Annotated in this window: 18 protein-coding genes; all 18 read right to left on the bottom strand. The window is 72.4% G+C overall.

Features of this window, described 5'->3' with window-relative positions; all coding sequences use genetic code 11:
- Positions 1-5 precede the first annotated feature (5 nt).
- Positions 6-1,121 carry a hypothetical protein gene (locus LOC65_RS01800; RefSeq protein WP_230246413.1) on the bottom strand — a complete coding sequence of 372 codons (1,116 nt, stop codon included), beginning with the start codon at positions 1,119-1,121 and terminating at the stop codon, positions 6-8.
- Positions 1,118-2,215 (bottom strand): glycosyltransferase, encoded by a 1,098-nt coding sequence (locus tag LOC65_RS01805; RefSeq protein WP_230246414.1) that lies wholly within the window; start codon positions 2,213-2,215, stop codon positions 1,118-1,120. Before LOC65_RS01805 ends, LOC65_RS01800 begins: the two co-directional genes overlap by 4 nt.
- 46 nt (positions 2,216-2,261) lie before the next feature.
- Positions 2,262-3,656 (bottom strand): mannose-1-phosphate guanylyltransferase/mannose-6-phosphate isomerase, encoded by a 1,395-nt coding sequence (locus tag LOC65_RS01810; protein WP_310736912.1) that lies wholly within the window; start codon positions 3,654-3,656, stop codon positions 2,262-2,264.
- 76 nt (positions 3,657-3,732) lie between these two features.
- Positions 3,733-4,842, bottom strand: a complete 1,110-nt coding sequence (locus LOC65_RS01815) for a glycosyltransferase family 1 protein (protein ID WP_230246416.1) — start codon at positions 4,840-4,842, stop codon at positions 3,733-3,735.
- A complete protein-coding gene (gene rfbC, locus LOC65_RS01820) occupies positions 4,835-5,410 on the bottom strand; it encodes a dTDP-4-dehydrorhamnose 3,5-epimerase (protein WP_009856551.1) in 576 nt (191 codons plus the stop codon). Before rfbC ends, LOC65_RS01815 begins: the two co-directional genes overlap by 8 nt.
- A 2-nt stretch (positions 5,411-5,412) precedes the next feature.
- Entirely contained in the window at positions 5,413-6,294 is an 882-nt protein-coding gene (rfbA, locus tag LOC65_RS01825; protein WP_164963118.1) for a glucose-1-phosphate thymidylyltransferase RfbA, read from the bottom strand.
- On the bottom strand, positions 6,295-7,194 hold the full coding sequence (gene rfbD, locus LOC65_RS01830; RefSeq protein ID WP_230246417.1) for a dTDP-4-dehydrorhamnose reductase: 900 nt from the start codon (positions 7,192-7,194) through the stop codon (positions 6,295-6,297).
- A complete protein-coding gene (gene rfbB / locus LOC65_RS01835; protein ID WP_230246418.1) occupies positions 7,191-8,255 on the bottom strand; it encodes a dTDP-glucose 4,6-dehydratase in 1,065 nt (354 codons plus the stop codon). Before rfbB ends, rfbD begins: the two co-directional genes overlap by 4 nt.
- Before the next feature lie 34 nt (positions 8,256-8,289).
- Positions 8,290-10,176 carry a nucleoside-diphosphate sugar epimerase/dehydratase gene (locus tag LOC65_RS01840; protein ID WP_230246420.1) on the bottom strand — a complete coding sequence of 629 codons (1,887 nt, stop codon included), beginning with the start codon at positions 10,174-10,176 and terminating at the stop codon, positions 8,290-8,292.
- 75 nt (positions 10,177-10,251) lie between these two features.
- Positions 10,252-10,845 (bottom strand): sugar transferase, encoded by a 594-nt coding sequence (locus LOC65_RS01845; protein ID WP_164963114.1) that lies wholly within the window; start codon positions 10,843-10,845, stop codon positions 10,252-10,254.
- A complete protein-coding gene (locus LOC65_RS01850; protein ID WP_230246422.1) occupies positions 10,842-11,417 on the bottom strand; it encodes a Uma2 family endonuclease in 576 nt (191 codons plus the stop codon). The genes LOC65_RS01845 and LOC65_RS01850 overlap by 4 nt, the downstream gene beginning before the upstream one ends.
- A 24-nt stretch (positions 11,418-11,441) precedes the next feature.
- The gene (locus LOC65_RS01855; RefSeq protein WP_230246424.1) at positions 11,442-12,602 is read right to left on the bottom strand and encodes a DegT/DnrJ/EryC1/StrS aminotransferase family protein; all 1,161 of its coding nucleotides are present in this window, start codon (positions 12,600-12,602) and stop codon (positions 11,442-11,444) included.
- Between the two features lie 194 nt (positions 12,603-12,796).
- Positions 12,797-14,023 carry a glycosyltransferase family 4 protein gene (locus LOC65_RS01860; protein WP_230246426.1) on the bottom strand — a complete coding sequence of 409 codons (1,227 nt, stop codon included), beginning with the start codon at positions 14,021-14,023 and terminating at the stop codon, positions 12,797-12,799.
- Positions 14,020-15,084, bottom strand: coding sequence for a glycosyltransferase (locus LOC65_RS01865; RefSeq protein WP_230246428.1), 1,065 nt, complete (start codon positions 15,082-15,084; stop codon positions 14,020-14,022). Before LOC65_RS01865 ends, LOC65_RS01860 begins: the two co-directional genes overlap by 4 nt.
- Positions 15,085-15,128: 44 nt before the next feature.
- Positions 15,129-15,710 carry an acyltransferase gene (locus tag LOC65_RS01870; RefSeq protein ID WP_230246429.1) on the bottom strand — a complete coding sequence of 194 codons (582 nt, stop codon included), beginning with the start codon at positions 15,708-15,710 and terminating at the stop codon, positions 15,129-15,131.
- Positions 15,707-16,993 (bottom strand): lipopolysaccharide biosynthesis protein, encoded by a 1,287-nt coding sequence (locus tag LOC65_RS01875; RefSeq protein ID WP_230246430.1) that lies wholly within the window; start codon positions 16,991-16,993, stop codon positions 15,707-15,709. The genes LOC65_RS01870 and LOC65_RS01875 overlap by 4 nt, the downstream gene beginning before the upstream one ends.
- A gap of 15 nt (positions 16,994-17,008) precedes the next feature.
- On the bottom strand, positions 17,009-18,094 hold the full coding sequence (locus tag LOC65_RS01880; RefSeq protein ID WP_230246431.1) for a DegT/DnrJ/EryC1/StrS aminotransferase family protein: 1,086 nt from the start codon (positions 18,092-18,094) through the stop codon (positions 17,009-17,011).
- The gene (locus LOC65_RS01885; RefSeq protein ID WP_230246432.1) at positions 18,076-18,651 is read right to left on the bottom strand and encodes an acyltransferase; all 576 of its coding nucleotides are present in this window, start codon (positions 18,649-18,651) and stop codon (positions 18,076-18,078) included. Before LOC65_RS01885 ends, LOC65_RS01880 begins: the two co-directional genes overlap by 19 nt.
- Positions 18,652-18,691: the final 40 nt, after the last annotated feature.

Below are 18,691 nucleotides of genomic sequence, written 5' to 3' on the forward strand. Positions count from 1 at the left end.
CCGGCTCATTCCGTATGCTCGCGCACGCTCGCGACGACGAGACCGGCCACGCCCCAGAGCAGCAGGCCGACCACCAGCACCGTGAGCACGCCCCGCATCCGCCGCGGCTCCACCGCCCGGTCCGGCTCGTTCGGCTGCACCAGCCGCTCCAGGTAGAGCTGCTTGCGCGCCGCCTCGTTGCGCGCCGTGTCCAGCGCGGTGAGCGACGCGGCGAGCTGGCGGTCGGCAAAGGTCTTCTCCAGCAGCAGGCGGTCGTACTGCGGCGACTTGGCGCTCAGGCCGCCGCTGCGGCCCAGCACGCGCGAGTTCTCCTCGGCGACGGCCTTGCGCAGCGAGTCCACCCGCGCCTGCAGCACCGAGACCTGCGGGTTGCGCGGCGACACGCGCCGCACCTGGTCGAGCTGGGTCTCGGCCGCCAGAAGTTCCTCGCGGACCTTGGCCACGCCCTGCAGCTGCAGCGCGCTCTGGCGGTCCGGGTCGAAGACGCCGCGGTCGCTGCGGAACGACGACAGCGCCGCCGCCGCCTCCTTGGAACGCTCCTCGGCCAGCCGCACCTCGCTCTCGGCCACCTGGATCAGGTCCTGCCGGCTGCGGATGTTCATCGTGTTGACCAGGCGCTCGCCCATCTCGAGCAATTGCTCGTTGATGCGCTTGGCGTCGGCGGCGGTGTAGGCACGGACCTTCAGCACGCTGATCGACGACACCGTGTCGTACTCGATCGCGACGTGCTTCAGGTAGTGGCGGTGCAGCGCCTCGAAGCTGTCGTCCCAGGGTTCGGTGGGGAAGCGGTTGACGCGGTCGATGGCCGGCGCCGAGAACGCCTGGCGCAGCTGCAGCCGCTCGTCGAGCTCGCGCAGCGCGTCGCGGCTCTGGATGAAGTCGTGCACGGAGTAGGTGTCGTCCTGGCTGCGCGAGAAGCCGGTGCCCTGCAGCAAGGCGCCGAGCCCGGTCTGGTTGGACCGCTGCGGGCTGCGCACGACGAAGCGCGACTCGGAGACGTAGACGTCGGAGGCGACGACGCCGTAATAGACGACCGCCAAGGCGGTGGGGATCAGCACCGTGACGATGAAGAGGGCATCGAAACGGCGCCGAAGGCGCTGCAGGCGGGAGGAAATCGTCATGCGTTCAATGGCGGCGCGAGCCGCTGGTACAGATGCAACATGCGCGTGCTCATCAGCGCGCCGCCGAACTCTTGCTCGTAGCGGCGCCGTGCCGCGGCGCCGCAGCGTGCGCGCAGCGCGTCGTCCGTCAGGAGGCGGGCCAGCGCCCCGGCGAGCGCCGCACGGTCTCCGGCCGGGACGTTGAAGCCGGTCTCGCCGTCGCGGTTGACCCACGGAACGCCGGAGCCCGGGAGATCGGTGGCGACGATGGGCTTGCCCATGACCATCGCCTCGAGCATCGCGACGCCGTAGGCTTCCGCGCGCACCGTGGAGGACATGCAGAAGACGTCGCAGGCCTCGAAGTGGCTGGCCAGCTCGTGGTCGGGGATGTGCCCCAGCAGGTGCACCTTTCCCGCCAGGCCGAGGTGGTTGACCATCGACCTGAAGCGTTCCAACAGTTCACCGTCGCCCCCGATCAGGACTGCGCAATCGTCGGGGAGCGCGGCGGCCGCTTCGATCAGCACGTCGAACCCCTTGTAGTAGGTCATCCGGCCGAGGGCGAAGACCAGCCGTCGGTCGCGGAAGCGGCGGCGCAGCGCCGCAGCCTGCAGGCTGCAGGCCTCGCCGCGATTGTCGCTGATGCCGATCGGCACGACCTCGACCTTGTCGCGCCAGCGGGCCAGCGGGCGCGAGGCCTGCGCGTAGGGGGGGCTCGTCGCCACCACGGCGTCGGCGCGGCCGAGCAGCCAGTCCTGCAGCGGCTCGTAGGCCCAGAGGGCACGGCGCTGGCGGATCACGTCGCTGTGCCAGTGCACGACCAGGCGGCACGCCGGCCGCGCCAGCCAGAACGCCGCCGCGGCCATCGGGTCGGGCATGTGCAGGTGCACGATGTCGCTGTGCCGGGCCATGCGGGCCAGGTGCCAGGGCATCGACGGCGCGATCGAGGTCGACATCACGGTGCCCAGCTTGCCGGCCCTGCGGATCTCGCCGCCGCCGGGCAAAGGCTCCGCGACCCCCGGGTAGCGCGAGTGCGAGCACAGGACGTCGACCGCCACGCCGTGGCGGCGCAGGCCCTCGGTGAGCTCCCACGCGACGGACTCGATGCCGCCGGCCACCGGCGGATAGAACTTGCTGAGCTGCAGCACCCGCATCGAGCCTGCCTCAGACGCGGCCGTAGCTGTCTTCGACCCTGACGATGTCGTCCTCGCCGAGATAGCTGCCGGACTGCACCTCGATGATCTCCAGCGGCACCTTGCCCGGATTGGACAGGCGATGGAGCTCGCCGACGGGGATGTGGGTGCCCTGGTTCTCGGCGAGCAGGCTCACCCGGCCGCCGATCGTGACCTCGGCCGTGCCGCTGACGACGATCCAGTGCTCGGCGCGGTGGTGGTGCATCTGCAGGCTCAGGCTCGCGCCCGGCTTGACCATGATGCGCTTGACCTGGAAACGCTCGCCGAAGTCGACGCTGTCGTACCAGCCCCAGGGGCGGTGGACCTTGCGGTGCAGCGTGTGCTCGCCGCGCTGCTCGCGGCCGAGCCGGGTGACGATCCGCTTGACGTCCTGGCTGCGCCCCAGGTCCGACACCAGCACGGCATCGGGCGTCTCGACGACCACGACGTTCTCGAGCCCGACGGCCGCCACCAGGCGGTCGCTGGCGTGCACCAGCGTGTTGCGGCAGTCCTCGACGACGGCGTCGCCGACGGTGGCGTTGCCGGCCGCGTCGCGCGGCAGCGTCTGCCACACGGCATCCCAGGCCCCCAGGTCGTTCCAGCCGGCGTCCAGGATCTCCATGCCGATCGGCAGCACGCCGGGGCAGCGCTCGAGCACGGCGTAGTCGACCGATTCGGCGGGTACGGCGCTGAACTCGTCGCGGCCCGGCCGCACGAACAGCGCGTCGGCACGGCGCGCGCCCCAGGCGACGTGCACGGCCTGGGCGATGTCGCCGCGAAAACGCTGCAGCGCCTGCAGCCACACCGACGCCCGCAACACGAAGATGCCGGCGTTCCAGAAGTAGCCGCCTTCGAGCAGATAGCGCTGCGCCGTGGCCGCGTCGGGCTTCTCGACGAAGCGTGTCACGCGCGGGCCGTCGGCGCGGATGTAGCCGTACCCGGTCTCGGGCCGGTCGGGGCGGATGCCGAGGATCACGATCTCGCCGTCGCCGGCTCGCCGCACGGCCTGCTGCAGCGCCGCGCGATAGGCCGTCTCGTCGGCGATCGACGCATCGGCGGGCGTGACCACGAGCACCGTGTCGCCGCCCTGCTCCAGCGCCTGCAGCGCCGCCAGCGTGACGGCCGGCGCGGTGTTGCGCCCGGCGGGCTCCAGCAGCACGGTCCCGGGCTGGAGGCCGGCTTCGCGCAGCTGGTCCAGGATCAGGAAACGGTGCTCCTCGTTGCCGACGACCAGCGCCGGCGCGACCCCGAGGCCTGGCCCGGCCAGCGCCGCCAGCCTCCGGGCGGTCTGCTGCAACAGGCTGTCGTGGCCGCCGAGCACCAGGAACTGCTTCGGGAATCCGGCCCGCGACAGCGGCCAGAGCCGTGTTCCCGAGCCACCGGCCATGATCACCGGTTGCACAACGCCTCCCCGCATTGAACTCCCTGAGAGATGGATCAAACCGGGCATTGTGCCCCGCCGTTCATGACAGCTCCGGAACGGCGCCCGTGACCAGGAGGACGTCCAGCAACTCGCCCGCGGCGGCATCCCAGCGGCGCGTGGCGGCGTGCTCGCGGCCCTGCTGCGCCAGCACCCGGCGGCGCGCGGGATCGTCCAGCAGCGTGCGCAGGCCGCGGGCGATCGCCTGCGGATCGGTGCCGTCGAAACAGGCCGCCGCGCTGCCGCAGGTCTCCAGCAGCGCCGGGATCGGCGCCACGATCACCGGGCAGCCGTGCTGCATCGCCTCCAGCGGCGGCAGGCCGAAACCTTCGTACAGCGACGGGAAGGCCATCAGGTCGGCCGCGCGGTAGAGCGCGACGAGCTCGGCGTCGTTCATCGGCCCGGCCAGCACGAGGCCCGGGGTGTCGGGCCAGTGCACGTCGCCGAAGACCCGGTCGCGCCGGCCGCCGGCCACGACCAGCGGCGGCGCGTCCGGGCCCAGCAGCGCATGGGCCCGGGCCAGGGCCGGGAGGTTCTTCGACGGATTGCTGCTGCCGACCGCCAGCACGAAGGGGCGGCCGGCGACGCCGAGCCGCGCGAGCACCGAGGCGTCGGGCACGACATCCTGCAGATGGTCGGCGCCGTTGCGCACGACGAAGATCGGCGCTGCCGGCTGCAGCACCGCCTGCAGCCGCTGGCGCGAGAACTCCGACACCGTCAGCAGCGCCACCGCCCGGCGGCCGAGGCGGCGGAACAGCCAGCGGTACCAGCGCACGAACGCGGGGCGGTAGGCCCAGGGGCAGTCGAAGACCGCGGCGTCGTGCAGCATCGCGAGGTGTCGGCGCGCGAACGCCGGCGCGGCGCCGGCCAGGCTGAGCAGCCAGCCGTCGCGCGCCGCCCAGGGCAGCACGGCCTGCTCCCACAGGTGCAGCGCCAGCCCGCGTGGCCCGACGCGGCGCACGGCGATGTTGTGCAGCACGGGCGCGTCACCGCCGGGAGGACACAGCAGCACGAAGCGCCCCGCCGGCACGCGGGTGTCGAGCGCCTGCAGCAGCGCCGTCGCCACGCGCTGCACGCCAGTCGTGCGCTGGGCGACGAACTTGCCGTTGACGTAGACGACGCGCGCTTCCCTGTCCGCGCCGGGCTCAGACACCACTGCCGACGGCGTCCTTCAGCGCGGCGGCCCGCGCGTCACGCTCGCTCAGGCGCGGCGGTGCGCCGTTGGGCAGCGAGGGCCAGCGGATGGCGAGATCGGGGTCGTCCCAGCGGATGCCGCCTTCGCAGGGCGCGGCATAGACGTCGGTCGTCTTGTAGAGCACCTGGGTGTCGTCCTCCAGCGCCAGGAACCCGTGCGCGAAGCCCTCGGGGATCCAGATCTGCCGCCGGTTCACGGCGTCCAGCTCGACCCCGAACCACTGGCCGAAGTGCGCCGACCCGCGCCGGATGTCGACCGCGACGTCGAACGCCCGGCCCTTGACCACCCGCACCAGCTTGCCCTGGGCGTGCGGCGGCAGCTGGTAGTGCAGCCCGCGCAGCACGCCGGCATGGCTGCACGAATGGTTGTCCTGCACGAAGGGCCGCGGCTGGGGCTCGCCCAGCTCGTCGAGCGCACGGCGCCAGCGCGGCTCGTTGAAGGTCTCCATGAACCAGCCGCGCTCGTCGCCGTACACGGCGGGCTCGACGATCAGCACGCCCGGCAGCGGGGTCTTCACGAGCTTCATCGTCAGAACGCCTTCTGGTCCAGCAACTGCATCAGGTAGCGCCCGTAGCCGTTCTTCAGCATCGGCTGCGCCAGCTGCTCGAGCTGCGCGGCGTCGATCCAGCCGGCGCGGTAGGCGATCTCCTCGGGGCAGGCCACCTTCAGCCCCTGGCGCTTCTCCAGCGTGGCGATGAACTGGCCGGCCTCGAGCAGGCTGTCGTGGGTGCCGGTGTCCAGCCAGGCGTAGCCGCGGCCCATGATCTCGACCTCCAGCTCGCCTTGCTGCAGGTAGCGCGCGTTGACGTCGGTGATCTCCAGCTCGCCGCGCGCGCTGGGGCGGATGCTGGCGGCGATGTCGCAGACCTGCTCGTCGTAGAAGTACAGCCCGGTGACGGCGTAGTTGCTCTTCGGCGCCTTGGGCTTCTCCTCGATCGACAGCGCGTGCCGGTTGTCGTCGAACTCGACGACGCCGTAACGCTCCGGGTCCTGCACGTGGTAGGCGAAGACGGTGGCGCCGTGCTCGCGCTCGTCGGCACGCTTGAGCAGCGCGTTGAAGTCGTGGCCGTAGAAGATGTTGTCGCCCAGCACCAGCGCGCTCGGCCGGCCGCCGATGAAGTCGCGCCCGAGGATGAAGGCCTGCGCCAGGCCGTCGGGGCTGGGCTGCACGCAGTACGAGAACGACACGCCCCAGCGGCTGCCGTCGCCCAGCAGCGCCTCGAAGCGCGGCAGGTCCTGCGGGGTGCTGATGACGAGGATCTCGCGGACGCCGGCCAGCATCAGCGCCGTCAGCGGGTAGTACACCATCGGCTTGTCGTACACCGGCAGCAGCTGCTTGCTGACGGCCAGCGTGGCCGGGTGCAGCCGGGTGCCGGAGCCCCCGGCGAGGATGATGCCGCGTCGGGCCATTTAACGGTCTCCAGCGGGAGTCAGGATCTCGTCGAGCATGCGCCGCACGCCGTCCTGCCAGGGCGGCAGGTGCAGGCCGAAACGCTCGCGCAGCGCGCTGGTGTCCAGCCGCGAGTTCAGCGGCCGGCGGGCCGGCGTCGGGTAGTCGCTCGTCGGCACCGGCTCGATCGCGTCGGGCGTGATGCGCAGCGTGTGCCCGGCGGCACGCGCGTGCTCGACGACGAGACGGGCATAACCGTGCCAGCTCGTTTCGCCGCCGGCCACGCAGTGGTAGGTGCCGGCAAGCGACGGCGTGACCATCGCCTGGCGCAACACGTGCGCGCTGACGTCGGCCAGCAGGTCGGCGCCGGTCGGGGCGCCGATCTGGTCGGCCACCACACGCAGCTTGTCGCGCTCGGCGGCCAGCTTCAGCATCGTCTTGGCGAAGTTGGCGCCGCGTGCCGCGTAGACCCAGCTGGTGCGCAGGATCAGGTGGCGGCAGCCGCTGGCACGCACCTGCTCCTCGCCTTCGAGCTTGGTGCGGCCGTAGACCGACAGCGGGCCGGTGGGTGCGTCCTCGGCGCGGGCATGCGTGCCACTGCCGTCGAAGACGTAGTCGGTCGAGTAGTGCACGAGCCAGGCGCCACGCGCCGCGGCCTCGCGCGCCAGCAGGCCGGGGGCCTCGGCGTTGATCGTGCGCGCCAGCTCGGGCTCGCTCTCGGCGCGGTCGACGGCGGTGTGCGCGGCGGCGTTGACGATGACGTCGGGGCGGTGCGTGTCCAGCAGTGCCGGCAGCGTCTCGGGGCGCGAGAAATCGGCGCCGGTGTCGCGGTCCAGGGCCACCAGCGTGCCCAGCGGCGCCAGCGCACGCTGCAGCTCCCAGCCGAGTTGGCCGCCGCAGCCCAGCAGCATCAGCTTCATGCCGTCTCCCCGTAGTGGCGCTGCAGCCAGTCGCGGTAGGCGCCGCTCTGCACCCGCGCGACCCAGTCCGCATGGTCCAGGTACCAGGCCACCGTCTTGCGGATGCCGGTCTCGAAGGTCTCGGCCGGGCGCCAGCCGAGTTCACGCTCGATCTTGCGCGCGTCGATCGCGTAGCGGCGGTCGTGGCCGGGGCGGTCCTTCACGTGCGTGATCAGGCGCGCGTAGGGGCCGGCCGGGTCGGGCCGCAGCTCGTCGAGCAGCGCGCAGACGGTGTGCACGATCTCGATGTTGGGCTTCTCGTTCCAGCCGCCGACGTTGTAGGTCTCGCCCGGCCGGCCGCGCTCGAGCACGGTGCGGATGGCGCTGCAGTGGTCGCCGACGTAGAGCCAGTCGCGCACCTGGCGGCCGTCGCCGTAGACCGGCAGCGGCTTGCCGGCGAGCGCGTTGACGATCAGCAGCGGGATCAGCTTCTCGGGGAAGTGGAAGGGCCCGTAGTTGTTGCTGCAGTTGGTCGTCAGCACCGGCAGGCCGTAGGTGTGGTGCCAGGCCCGCACGAGGTGGTCGCTGGCGGCCTTGCTGGCGCTGTACGGGCTGTTGGGCTCGAACGGGTGGGTCTCGGTGAAGGCCGGCGCGTCGGGCGCCAGGCTGCCGTAGACCTCGTCGGTGCTGACGTGGTGGAAGCGGAACTGCGCCCGTACGGCCTCGGGCAGCGTGCTCCAGAAGCCGCGTGCGGCCTCCAGCAGCGTGTACGTGCCGTTGACGTTGGTGCGGATGAACTCGCCAGGGCCGTGGATCGAGCGGTCGACGTGGCTCTCGGCGGCGAAGTGCACGACGGCACGCGGGCGATGCTCGGCCAGCAGCGTGTCGACCAGCGCCCGGTCGCCGATGTCGCCGCGCACGAAGACGTGGCGCGCGTCGCCGTCCAGGCTGGCCAGGTTCTCCAGGTTGCCGGCGTAGGTGAGCGCGTCGAGGTTGACGACGGGCTCGTCGCTGCCACGCAGCCAGTCGAGCACGAAGTTGCTGCCGATGAAGCCGGCGCCGCCAGTCACGAGGATCGTCATGTTCGGTCGCTGGTTGGGGCCAGCGGCCATTCTTTCACGCCGCGGGCCGGTACTCGGACACCACCTGGCGCAGAGTCTCCCTCACTTCGACGTCCCGTGCCTGCCCGGTTGCCGCCGCCCAGCGCAGCAGCGCGCCGATCTCGCCCGGCCCCTCGGCCAGCCGCGCGATGCGCAGCCGCGGCACCGCCGTCGGCAGCGTGTCGTCGGCGTCGGCCAGCAGTTCCTCGTAGAGCTTCTCGCCGGGGCGCAGGCCGCTGAAGACGATCGGGATCTCCTGCGGCGTGTGGCCGGCCAGGCGGATCAGGTCGCGCGCCAGGTCGACGATGCGCACCGGCTCGCCCATGTCCAGCACCAGCACCTGGCCGCTCTCGCCCACCGCCGCGGCCTGCAGCACCAGGCGCGCGGCCTCGGGGATGGTCATGAAGTAGCGGATGATGTCCGGGTGCGTCACCGTCACCGGGCCGCCGCGCGCGATCTGCTCCTTGAACTTCGGGATCACGCTGCCGCTGGAGCCGAGCACGTTGCCGAAACGCACGGCCATGAAGCGCGTGCCCGGGTGCGACGCCGCCATCATGCTGACCACCATCTCGGCGGCGCGTTTGGTGGCGCCCATCACGTTGGTCGGGTTGACGGCCTTGTCGGTGCTGATCAGCACGAAACGCGCGCAGCCGGCCTCGGCCGCGGCCAGCGCCGCGTGGTAGGTGCCCAGCGTGTTGTTGCGCAGCGCGGCCAGCGCGTTGTGCTCCTCCTCCATCAGCGGCACGTGCTTGAACGCAGCGGCGTGGAAGACGACGTCGGGCCGCCAGGCGGCGCAGGCCGCCCGCAGGTGCGCGAGGTCCTTGACGTCGCCGATCAGGCGCACCAGCACGACGTTCGGGAAGGCCTGCGACAGCTCCTGCTCGATGGTGTAGAGGTTGAACTCGCTGAGCTCGTACAGCACCACGCGCGCCGGCGCGAAACGCGCCACCTGGCGGCACAGCTCGCTGCCGATGCTGCCGCCGGCGCCGGTGATCAGCACCGTGCGCCCGGCGATCACCGCGGCCACGCCGCTGTCGTCCAGCCGCACCGGCTCGCGGCCCAGCAGGTCCTCGGGCTCGATCTCGCGCAGCCGCTCGATGCGGCTCTGGCCGGTGCGCAGCTCGTCGACGCTGGGCACCGTGACCACCGGCAGCCCGGTGCCGGCGGCCAGGTCCAGCGCCCGCCGGCGCTGGGCCCGCGTGGCCGACGGCAGCGCGACGACGACGTGGGTGGCCGCGCCGCGCACGGCCTTGTCGGCGATGGCGTCCAGCGGCCCGAGCACCGGCACGCCGCCGATGCGTGCGCCGTGTTTGGCCGGATCGTCGTCGAGCAGGCCCAGCACGATCCAGCCCTGCTCGCGGATGCCGGCCAGCAGCAGCCGCGCCGCGGCCCCGGCGCCCATCACGACGGCGCGGCGGATCTCGCGATCGCTGCCGGTGATGCGCTGGCGCGCGTGTTCGTAGAGCATGCGGTAGGCCACGCGCACGACGCACACGCCCATCAGCGCGACGAAGGGGTGCAGCGCCAGCACCGCACGCGGCACCTTGGCCAGCCCCAGGCCCATGACGACGGCCGCCGAGACGCTGCCGGCCAGCACGCAGGCCAGCGTCAGCCGCTGGACCTCGCCGAAGCCGGAGAAGCGCCACATCGCCTGCGGCACACGCAGCGCCGCGAAGGCCACCAGGTAGGCGCAGACGACGCCCAGCATCACCCAGGGGTCGTAACTCGGCCGGGCCTCGATCCAGCGCTCGAAGCCGAGGCGGAACAGGTAGGTGACGTTCCAGCAGAACGCGATGACCAGCGCGTCCACCAGCAGCGACAGCGGCTCGCGGTGCGGGCGGATGCGCGCCAGCGCGAGGTCCAGGCGGTGCCAGAGGGTGGGCGGAGTGCCGGCGGGGCTCACGCGCGCGTCGGAGGAGCGATCGGGGTTCGACACGGGCGGCACGCGCAAGGCCAGGCAGAAGGCAAGCCGGTCATTTTATGAGCGCCCCAGCAGCACGCCGACGCTGCGCAGCAGCACGCCCAGGTCGGTCCACAGCGTGGCGCGCTCGGCGTACGCGGCGGCGGCCTGCAGCTTGCGCGGCAGCAGCACCTCGACGTATTCACGCTCGGGGTCGGCGGCTTGCGCCAGCCGCTCGCTCTCGTCGGCGTAGGCCAGCGACACCGGGTCGGTGATGCCCGGGCGCACCGACAGCACACGCTCGCGCAGTTCGGGCGGGTAGAACGCCACGTAGCGCGGCACCTCGGGGCGCGGGCCGACGAGGCTCATCGTGCCCTGCAGCACGTCGATGAACTGCGGCAGCTCGTCGATGCGCGTGCGCCGCAGCCAGCGGCCGACACGCGTGATGCGCGGGTCGTCGCCGACGGTGATCTGCAGCCCCGGCGCACCCTCGCGCATCGTGCGGAACTTGTGGATGCGAAACGGCACCCCGCCGCGGCCGACACGCTGCTGGCGGAAGAACACCGGCCCCGGCGAATCGAGCTTGACGGCCAGCGCCGCAGCCAGCAGCAGCGGCGACAGCAGCAGCAGCGCGACGGCGGCGCCGACGAGATCGAACAGGCGTTTGGTCAACGGATCTCGGCCGGCGGCGCGTCGACGCCGTCGAAGAGTTCGCTCATCGGGATGCGGCCGTCCAGGCAGGCGACTTCCAGCGTGTCGGACTCGCTCATGTCGTGGATGAACCACTGGCCGGCGGCGTCGCGGCGGAAGGCTTCGACACGGCGCGAGTCCGGGTCGACGACGAGGTACTCGCGCAGCGACGGGATGCGGCGGTAGAGCGCGAACTTCAGCCCGCGGTCGTAGGCGACGGTCGACGGCGACAACACCTCGACGACGAGCAGCGGCGAACGGAAGACAATGTCGGTGGCCAGGTCGGCCTGGTCGCAGGTGACGAAGACGTCGGGATACAGGACGGTGTCGTCGCCGATCTGGAGCTTGGCGGACTCCGAGAAAGCGCGGCAGCCCGAGCCCTTCAGGTGATTGCCGATCTCGCGTGCAATGTTGTGCACGACGACGGCATGCACACGCCGAGCCCCGACCATCGCGAACACCTCGCCGCGGTGGAACTCGTGGCGCTCGGGCTGTTCGTTCTCCCAGGCGAGAAAGGCTTCCAGACCGAGCACAGGCTTGGCGAGCACGTTCATCGCAGGCACCTCCGTGGCGCCATCCTAGCGCCCCAGCGCGACGCGCACCGCCGCCGCGACACACTCGACGTCGGCGTCGTCCATGCGGGTGTAGATCGGCAGGCTGGCGATGCGTTCGTAGGTGTGCTGGGCACGCGGGAACTGCGCCGGGTCAAGGCCGTAGCGCTCGCGCCAGTACGGGTGCAGGTGCAGCGGGATGTAGTGCACGCTGCAGCCGATGCCCTGCTCGAACATGCGCTCGATGAAACGCTCGCGGGTGACGCCGGCCTCGTCGGTCAGCCGCACCGGGTACAGGTGCCAGGCGTGCAGGTCGCCGGCGGCAGGCTGGGGCGGCAGCAGCAGCGGCAGGCCGGCCAGCAGCTCGTCGTAACGCGCCGCGATCGCCGCGCGGCGCTGCTGGAAGGCGTGGGCGCGCTTGAGCTGATGGATGCCCAGCGCCGCGGCGATGTCGGTCAGGTTGTACTTGAAGCCGGGCGCGACGATCTCGTAGTACCAGCTCGGCACCTTGGCGGTGAAGCGGTCGAAGGCGTCGCGGCTCATGCCGTGCAGGCGCATCACGCGGGCGCGTTTGGCCAGTTCGGCGTCGCGCGTGACCAGCATGCCGCCTTCGCCGGTGGTGATGGTCTTGTTGGCGTAGAAGCTGAACACCGTGGCGTCGCTGGCCAGCGTGCCGACCAGCGCGCCGCCGCAGGTGGTGGGCAGCGCATGCGCCGCGTCCTCGACGACCTTCAGGCCGTGGCGGCGCGCGATGTCCAGGATCGCCGGCATGTCGGCCGCCAGGCCGCCGTAGTGCACCGGCAGGATGGCCTTGGTGCTCGGGCCGATCGCCGCCTCGATGGCGGCGGGGTCGATGTTCAGCGTCGCCGGATCGTGGTCGACGAGCTTCACGTCGGCGCCCAGGTAGCGCACGACCTCGGCGGTGGCGGTGAAGGTCCAGGTCGTCGTGACGACCTCGTCGCCGGGGCCGACGCCGGCGGCCTCCAGCGCCAGGTGCAGGCCGGCGGTGGCCGAGTTGACGGCGATGCAGTGGTACTGCTCGCCGCCCAGGAAAGCGGCGAAGTCCTGCTCGAAGCGGCGCGCCTTGGGGCCGGTGGTCACCCAGCCGGAACGCAGCGTGTCGACGACTTCGGCGATCTCGTCCTCGCCGATTTCCGGCAGGGCAAAGGGGAGGAAAGGCTGGGTCACGCGGCGGTTCCGTGGGGAGCGAAGACGGGATTGTCGCAAGGGAAGCCTGGGGTCAGGTCCCGAGAGGACCTGACCCCGGACCGCCTCGGTGGCGCAGAAGCCTGGGGTCAGGTCCCGCGGAAGCCTGTGGTCAGGTCCCGTGAGGACCTGACCCCACCGCCGCTTGACCCCACCGCCGCTGCCCCCTCCGCCGCTCACCGTACCGCGGCTGGCCCCACCGCGTCGAGAAAGCGCCGCGCCAGCACCGGGTAGGTGTGATGCGCGAGCACGAAGGCGCGGCCGCGTTCGCCCAACGCGCGGCGCTCGTCGGCCGGCAGCGCGGCCAGCCGGCGCAGACCGTCGGCGACGGCCGCCGGGTCCTGCGGCGCGACGGTCAGGCCGCAGCCGGCCTCGGCCACCGGGTCGTTGCCGGCCTCGACCGAATGCAGCACGGCGCGGCGCGCCATCATGTAGTCCATCAGCTTGTTCGGCGCGATGCCGAAGCGGTAGATCGGCACGCGCTGCCAGCCGATGTAGGCGATGTCGCAGCGCGCCAGAAAGGCCGGCACCTGGGCCTTGGGGATAGTCGGCAGCATCGTCACGTTGGCCAGGCCTTCGTCGGCCACGCGCCGCGCCAGCCGCGCCTGCTCGTGGCCGCTGCCGACGAGCACGAAACGCAGCGGCTCGTGCTGCACGAGCTTCGCCGCGTCGAGCAGCGTGTCCAGCGCGTTCGGCAGCCCCATCGAGCCGGCATAGCCGACCACGGTGCCGGCGGCGGCCGCGGCGTCCAGCGCGGCGGCGACGTCCTCGCGCAGCGGCGGCGGCTCGGCCTCCCATTCGTCGAGCGTGATGCCGTTGGGCACGACGTGCAGCCGGGCCAGATCCAGCCCGCGCGACGCCATGTAGCCATGCACCTTGGGCAGCATCGAGATCACGCGGTCGGCGTGGCGGTAGGCGTGGTCCTCGGCGGCCTGGCACAGCATGATGAACGGGTGCCGGCGCGACATGCCCGACAGCTCGATCGGGCTCAGCGGCCAGAGGTCGTGCACCTCGTAGACGAGTTTCGCGCCGGCACGGCGCGCGATGCGCTGCGCCACCCAGATGTCCATCGGGTAGGTGCTGGACGCGACGACGACGTCGGGGCGGAACTCGCGCACGATGCGCGGCGTGTCGGCCCAGACGGCGCGCAGATAGGCCCAGATGTTCTTCACCCGCCCCAGGCCGTTGCCCTGGTACGGCGGCGTCTTGTAGAAGCGGTAGCCGATGCCGTCGACACGCTGGTCCCCGGCGGGCGGCTGGTGGGTACGCACATGCGAGAAGTCGGCCCCGAGCAGCAGCACTTCGTGCCCGGCACGCACCCATTCGCGCGCCAGGTAATACGGCCGGTACTCCATGCCCATTGCCGGCGAGCCGACGTAGTGGTTCAGCACCAGCAGCTTCATCGCGGCTCCAGCGCCAGCAGGCGGTCGACGAAGGCGCGCACGCGCGGCGCGAACAAGGCCTCGCGTTCGACCCACGCGCGGTTGGCGGCGGCGATGGCGTCGGCGCGTGCGGCCAGCGGCGCCAGGCGTTCGGGTGTCAGGCGCTCGCCGGCGGCGAGCACGATGCCGTTGTCGCCGTCGCGCACCAGCTCGCGGTTGGCCGGCAGGTCCGAGACGATGGGGATGCAGCCGTGGGCCATCGCCTCCAGCACCGAGACCGAGACCGAGTCGCTGGTCGGCAGGCTCAGGTACCAGAGCGCGCGGGCATACCAGCCGGCCTGGGTGTCGGCGTCGAGCCGGCCGACGAAGGTGCTGCGTGCATCCGCCATCGCCTGCAGCTCGGCGCGCAGCGAGCCGTCGTTGGCGACGACCAGGCGCAGCTCGTCGCCCGGCAGTGCGGCGAAGGCCTGCAGCACACGCTCCGGCGCGTAGATCGGCTCCAGCCCGCGGTTGGCGAAGAACAGCGTGGTCTCCTTGGGCGGCGGCACCGGCGGCATGGTTTCCAGCCCGAACGGGAAGACCATGATGTCGAAGGCCCCCAGGGCCCGCATCTTCTCGGCCATGGCTTGCGAGTCGCTGGTCGTCAGCACGCAGGCGCGCAGCACGCGGCGTGTCAGCGCGCGCAGCGCCGTGCTCTTCTGCGGTGCAACGAGGATGTCGCTGCCCCAGGCCGAGCCGACGAGCCGGCCGCGCACGCCGTACAGCCGCTGCGCCAGCCAGGCCAGCGTGCCGTGCGAGGTGAGGTAGTGCGCGTGCAGCCATTCGGGGTGCACGCGGTGCAGCCAGCGCGCCAGCCGCGGCAGTTGCTTCAGCAGGCCGATGTTGCCGCCGCCGACGTCGGGCCGCGTGGCCAGCGCCAGCCGCCGCGCGGGCGGCACGATGCCGTCGAAACCGGAGAGGAAACCACGGCTGGACGCGACCCAGAGCTCCAGCTCGGGCAGCGCGGCCAGCGCACGCGCCCACTTCAGCAGGTGCGGGCTCTCGGCGTCGCCGATCAGCGCGTAACGGATGGGAGATGTCATCGAAGATTGAACGCTCGGGCGCGCGTCAGGACGACCGCGCGCCCTCAGGAGCCGCCCACGCCGGTGCGCCGCACCCACTCGTCGTAGTCGGCCCGGGCGTCGGGGTGCGCCGCGAACCAGGCTTCGTCGGCCTCGCGCGTGTCGCCGACGACGCGCGCCGGCTGGCCGGCGACGATCGCGAAGTCGGGCACCTCGCCGCTGACATAACTGAAGGCGCGCACCAGCACGCCGCGGCCGATGCGGCTGCCCGGCGCGACGACGCTGTGCGCGCCGATGAAGCTGTAGGCGCCGATCACCGTCGGCGCACGCCGGTAGCCGGGCGGGTCGGCTTCGCCCCAGTAGCGGCGGCCGGCCAGGCGCACGGCCTGGTGGCTGGAATGGCTGAGCACGACGCAGTGGGTGGAGATCTGGCAGCCCTCGCCGATCGTCAGCCCGCCCGAGGCGTCGATGAAGTTGAACGGGCCGATGTAGACGTGGTCCTCGATCTGCAGCCGCTCGGGCGCCTCCAGCCGCGAAGCGCCGCTGATGCGCGTGTGGGCCAGCCAGACGCCGTCGCCGCGGCGCCAGCCGTAGAACATGCGCGGGCCGAACAGCGTGCGCCACCAGCGCTGCAGCGTCTCCTTCATCGCCCTGGACCTCCGGTGCGGGATGCTAGCGCCCGCAGCCCGTCGGCCCAGTGACGGCCGGGGCGCAGCACCGTCGCCAGCGGCCAGCCGGCCGCGGCGGCGAAACGCCGTGCCAGCAGCAGCACCGACACGCCGTAGGCGAGCGAGGCCGCCAGCGCCGCGCCCGCCGCGCCCCAGTGCGGCACCAGCAGCACGGACAGCGCCGCGTTCGCCGCCAGCGAGCCGGCGGCGATGCGCGCCGGCACCTGCGGCTGGCCGGCGTGGTTGGTGAAGAAGGCCGACATCGCCGACGCGCCGCCGAAAGCCAGCACGCCAGGCAGCAGCAGCGCCAGCGGCAGCAGGCTCGCGGCATAGGCCGGCCCCAGCGCACGCGGCAGGATCAGCGCCGCCGCCCCCCACAGCAGCGGCGCCGCCACCAGCAGCGCCAGCCAGCTGAGGTGCAGCGCCCGCAGCGTCGTCTGCGCGGCACGCTCGCGGTCGGGCGTGCCGATGCGGCCGTAGACGGCCTGGGTCAGCGAGCCCGAGACGAACCACAGCAGCTCGGCGACCATCACCGCGATCGAATAGACGCCGGTCGCCGAGAGCCCCAGCACACGTTCGACGACGAACAGGCCGACGCGGTAGTTGGCCAGCGAGACCAGGTTCGTCAGCGCGATCGTCGCGACGAAGGGCAGCTCGGCGCGCAAGGCGCCGAGGTCGGGCGAGGCCAGCCGGCCGCCGCGCGCCAGCAGCGCCAGCAGCACGAGGCCGACCGTGACCTTGGCCGCCACCCAGCAGGCCAGCAGCGCCGGCAGCGCCAGCGCCTGGGCCAGCGCGACGGCACCCAGCGCCGCCAGCGCCAGCGCCGGCGGCGCCACCGAGACCAGCGCCATCGGCGCCATGCGCCCCTGCCCCAGCCAGAGCCCGGCGACGTTGGGCGCCAGCAGCAGCAGCGGCGCGGCCAGCGCCAGCATCCACAGCGACGCGTAGGCCGGCGGGCCGACCCGCGAGAACAGCCACAGCCCGAGCCCGGCCACGGCACCGGCGGCGACGCAGGCCAGGACCACCGCGCCCAGCAGCGCCGGCGACGATTCGCCGTGGTGCGAAACGCGGCGCGCCAGCGCGATGCCGAAGCCCGACATCAGCGCCAGCAGCAGCCCTTCGACGCTGGTGAACAGCGCGAACACGCCCTGCTGCTCGGTGCCCAGGCGTGCGGCGACCGTCGTCAGCGCCAGCACCAGGCCGACGGCGGCCAGCCGGGCCGCGAGGTTGATCGCGGTGCCGCGGGCGACGGCGCGGCTCATCGGGGGTGCCGGGGTTCAGGCCAGCGCGCGGCGCAGCGCCGCGGCGACGGTGTCCTGGTCGGCCTCGCTGAGGTCGGCGCTCATCGGCAGGCTCAGCACACGCTGCGCCAGGCGTGCCGCCACCGGGCAGGCGTCGGGCGTGGCGTAGGCGGCGTAGGCCGGCTGGTGGTGCAGCGGCACCGGGTAGTGCACGGCGGTCGGCACGCCGGCGGCCTTCAGCGCCGCCTGCACCGCCTCGCGCTCGTCGACCATCACCGTGTACTGGGCGTAGACCGAGTTGCGGTCGGGGCGCACCGTGACCTGCTCGACGCCGGCCAGCAGCTCGCGGTAGCGCGCGCCGATCGCCGCGCGGCGCTGCAGCTCCCAGTCGAAACGTTCGAGCTTGGCGAGCACGACGGCGCACTGCAGCGTGTCCATGCGGCCGCCGACGCCCAGGCGGGTGTGGCGGTAGCGGGCGCTCTGGCCGTGCACGCGGATCTCGCGCGCCGCCTGCGCCAGGCGGTCGTCGCTGGTGAACAGCGCGCCGCCGTCGCCGTAGCAGCCCAGCGGCTTGCTCGGGAAGAAGCTGGTGGCGCCGAAGGTCGACAGCGAGCACGAGCGCCGGCCGCGGTAGACGGCGCCGAAGCTCTGCGCCGCGTCCTCGATGACGGCCAGGCCGTGGCGCGCGGCGATGGTGTTGATCTCGTCGAGGTCGGCGACCTGGCCGTACAGGCTGACCGGCACGATGGCCTTGGTGCGCGGGCCGATCGCGGCCTCCAGCAGCGCGACGTCGAGGTTGGCGGTGTCGGGCTCGACGTCGACGAACACCGGGCGCGCGCCGGCGAGCACGATGGTCTCGGCGGTCGCGGCGAAGCTGAACGGCGTCGTCAGCACCTCGTCACCGGGCTGCAGGTCCAGCGCCATCAAGGCGATCAGCAGCGCCTCGGTGCCGCTGGCAACCGTGATGCAGTGCTTCGTGCCGGCGAAGGCGGCGAGCGCGGTCTCGAGCTCGGCGACCTCGGGGCCCATGATGTACTGGCCGTGGTCGAGCACACGCTGGATGCGCGCGTCGATCGAGCCCTTCAGCGCCGCGTACTGCGACTTCAGGTCGGTGAACTGCATGGAATGAGGGTGTCGCCGTCGAGGCGGTAGCGTTCGCCGGTGGCCGGGCATTCGGCCTCGCCGTGGCCGCGGGGCGGCAGCGCGAGGCGTTCGCCGTGGCGGCTCATCCAGCCGATGCGGCGCGCCGGCACGCCGACGACCAGCGCGTACGGCGGCACGTCGCGGCTGACCACGGCGCCGGCGCCGACGAAGGCGTACTCGCCGATCGTCGTGCCGCAGACGATGGTGCAGTTGGCGCCCAGCGTCGCGCCGCGGCGCACCAGCGTGCGCCGGTACTCGTTTTTGCGCGGCACCGCCGAACGCGGGTTGAAGACGTTGGTGAAGACCATGCTCGGGCCGCAGAAGACGTCGTCCTCGAGCGTGACGGCGTCGTAGACCGAGACGTTGTTCTGGATCTTGACGTTGTCGCCGATGACGACGTCGTTGCCGACGTAGACGCCCTGCCCCAGCGAGCAGCCGGCGCCTATCGTCGCGCCGCCACAGACGTGGGCGAAGTGCCAGACGCGCGTGCCCTCGCCCAGCGTCGCACCGTCGTCGACGATGGCGCTGGGGTGCACCGCCTCGCCCCCTCTCCCGCTCGCGGGAGAGGGCTGGGGT

Origin of the sequence: Rubrivivax sp. JA1055 (assembly GCF_020966565.1) — a bacterium.
GTDB lineage: Bacteria > Pseudomonadota > Gammaproteobacteria > Burkholderiales > Burkholderiaceae_C > Rubrivivax > Rubrivivax benzoatilyticus.

What these genes read in the sequence shown, in the direction of transcription:
- rfbC (WP_009856551.1), bottom strand. Translation starts at nt 5,410, where the DNA reads ATGAAGCTCGTGAAGACCCCGCTGCCGGGCGTGCTGATCGTCGAGCCC.
- LOC65_RS01850 (WP_230246422.1), bottom strand. Translation starts at nt 11,417, where the DNA reads ATGAACGTGCTCGCCAAGCCTGTGCTCGGTCTGGAAGCCTTTCTCGCC.
- LOC65_RS01880 (WP_230246431.1), bottom strand. Translation starts at nt 18,094, where the DNA reads ATGCAGTTCACCGACCTGAAGTCGCAGTACGCGGCGCTGAAGGGCTCG.
- rfbB (WP_230246418.1), bottom strand. Translation starts at nt 8,255, where the DNA reads ATGACGATCCTCGTGACTGGCGGCGCCGGCTTCATCGGCAGCAACTTC.
- rfbA (WP_164963118.1), bottom strand. Translation starts at nt 6,294, where the DNA reads ATGGCCCGACGCGGCATCATCCTCGCCGGGGGCTCCGGCACCCGGCTG.
- LOC65_RS01810 (WP_310736912.1), bottom strand. Translation starts at nt 3,656, where the DNA reads ATGGCCGGTGGCTCGGGAACACGGCTCTGGCCGCTGTCGCGGGCCGGA.
- LOC65_RS01865 (WP_230246428.1), bottom strand. Translation starts at nt 15,084, where the DNA reads ATGACATCTCCCATCCGTTACGCGCTGATCGGCGACGCCGAGAGCCCG.
- LOC65_RS01875 (WP_230246430.1), bottom strand. Translation starts at nt 16,993, where the DNA reads ATGAGCCGCGCCGTCGCCCGCGGCACCGCGATCAACCTCGCGGCCCGG.
- rfbD (WP_230246417.1), bottom strand. Translation starts at nt 7,194, where the DNA reads ATGAAGCTGATGCTGCTGGGCTGCGGCGGCCAACTCGGCTGGGAGCTG.
- LOC65_RS01870 (WP_230246429.1), bottom strand. Translation starts at nt 15,710, where the DNA reads ATGAAGGAGACGCTGCAGCGCTGGTGGCGCACGCTGTTCGGCCCGCGC.
- LOC65_RS01860 (WP_230246426.1), bottom strand. Translation starts at nt 14,023, where the DNA reads ATGAAGCTGCTGGTGCTGAACCACTACGTCGGCTCGCCGGCAATGGGC.
- LOC65_RS01800 (WP_230246413.1), bottom strand. Translation starts at nt 1,121, where the DNA reads ATGACGATTTCCTCCCGCCTGCAGCGCCTTCGGCGCCGTTTCGATGCC.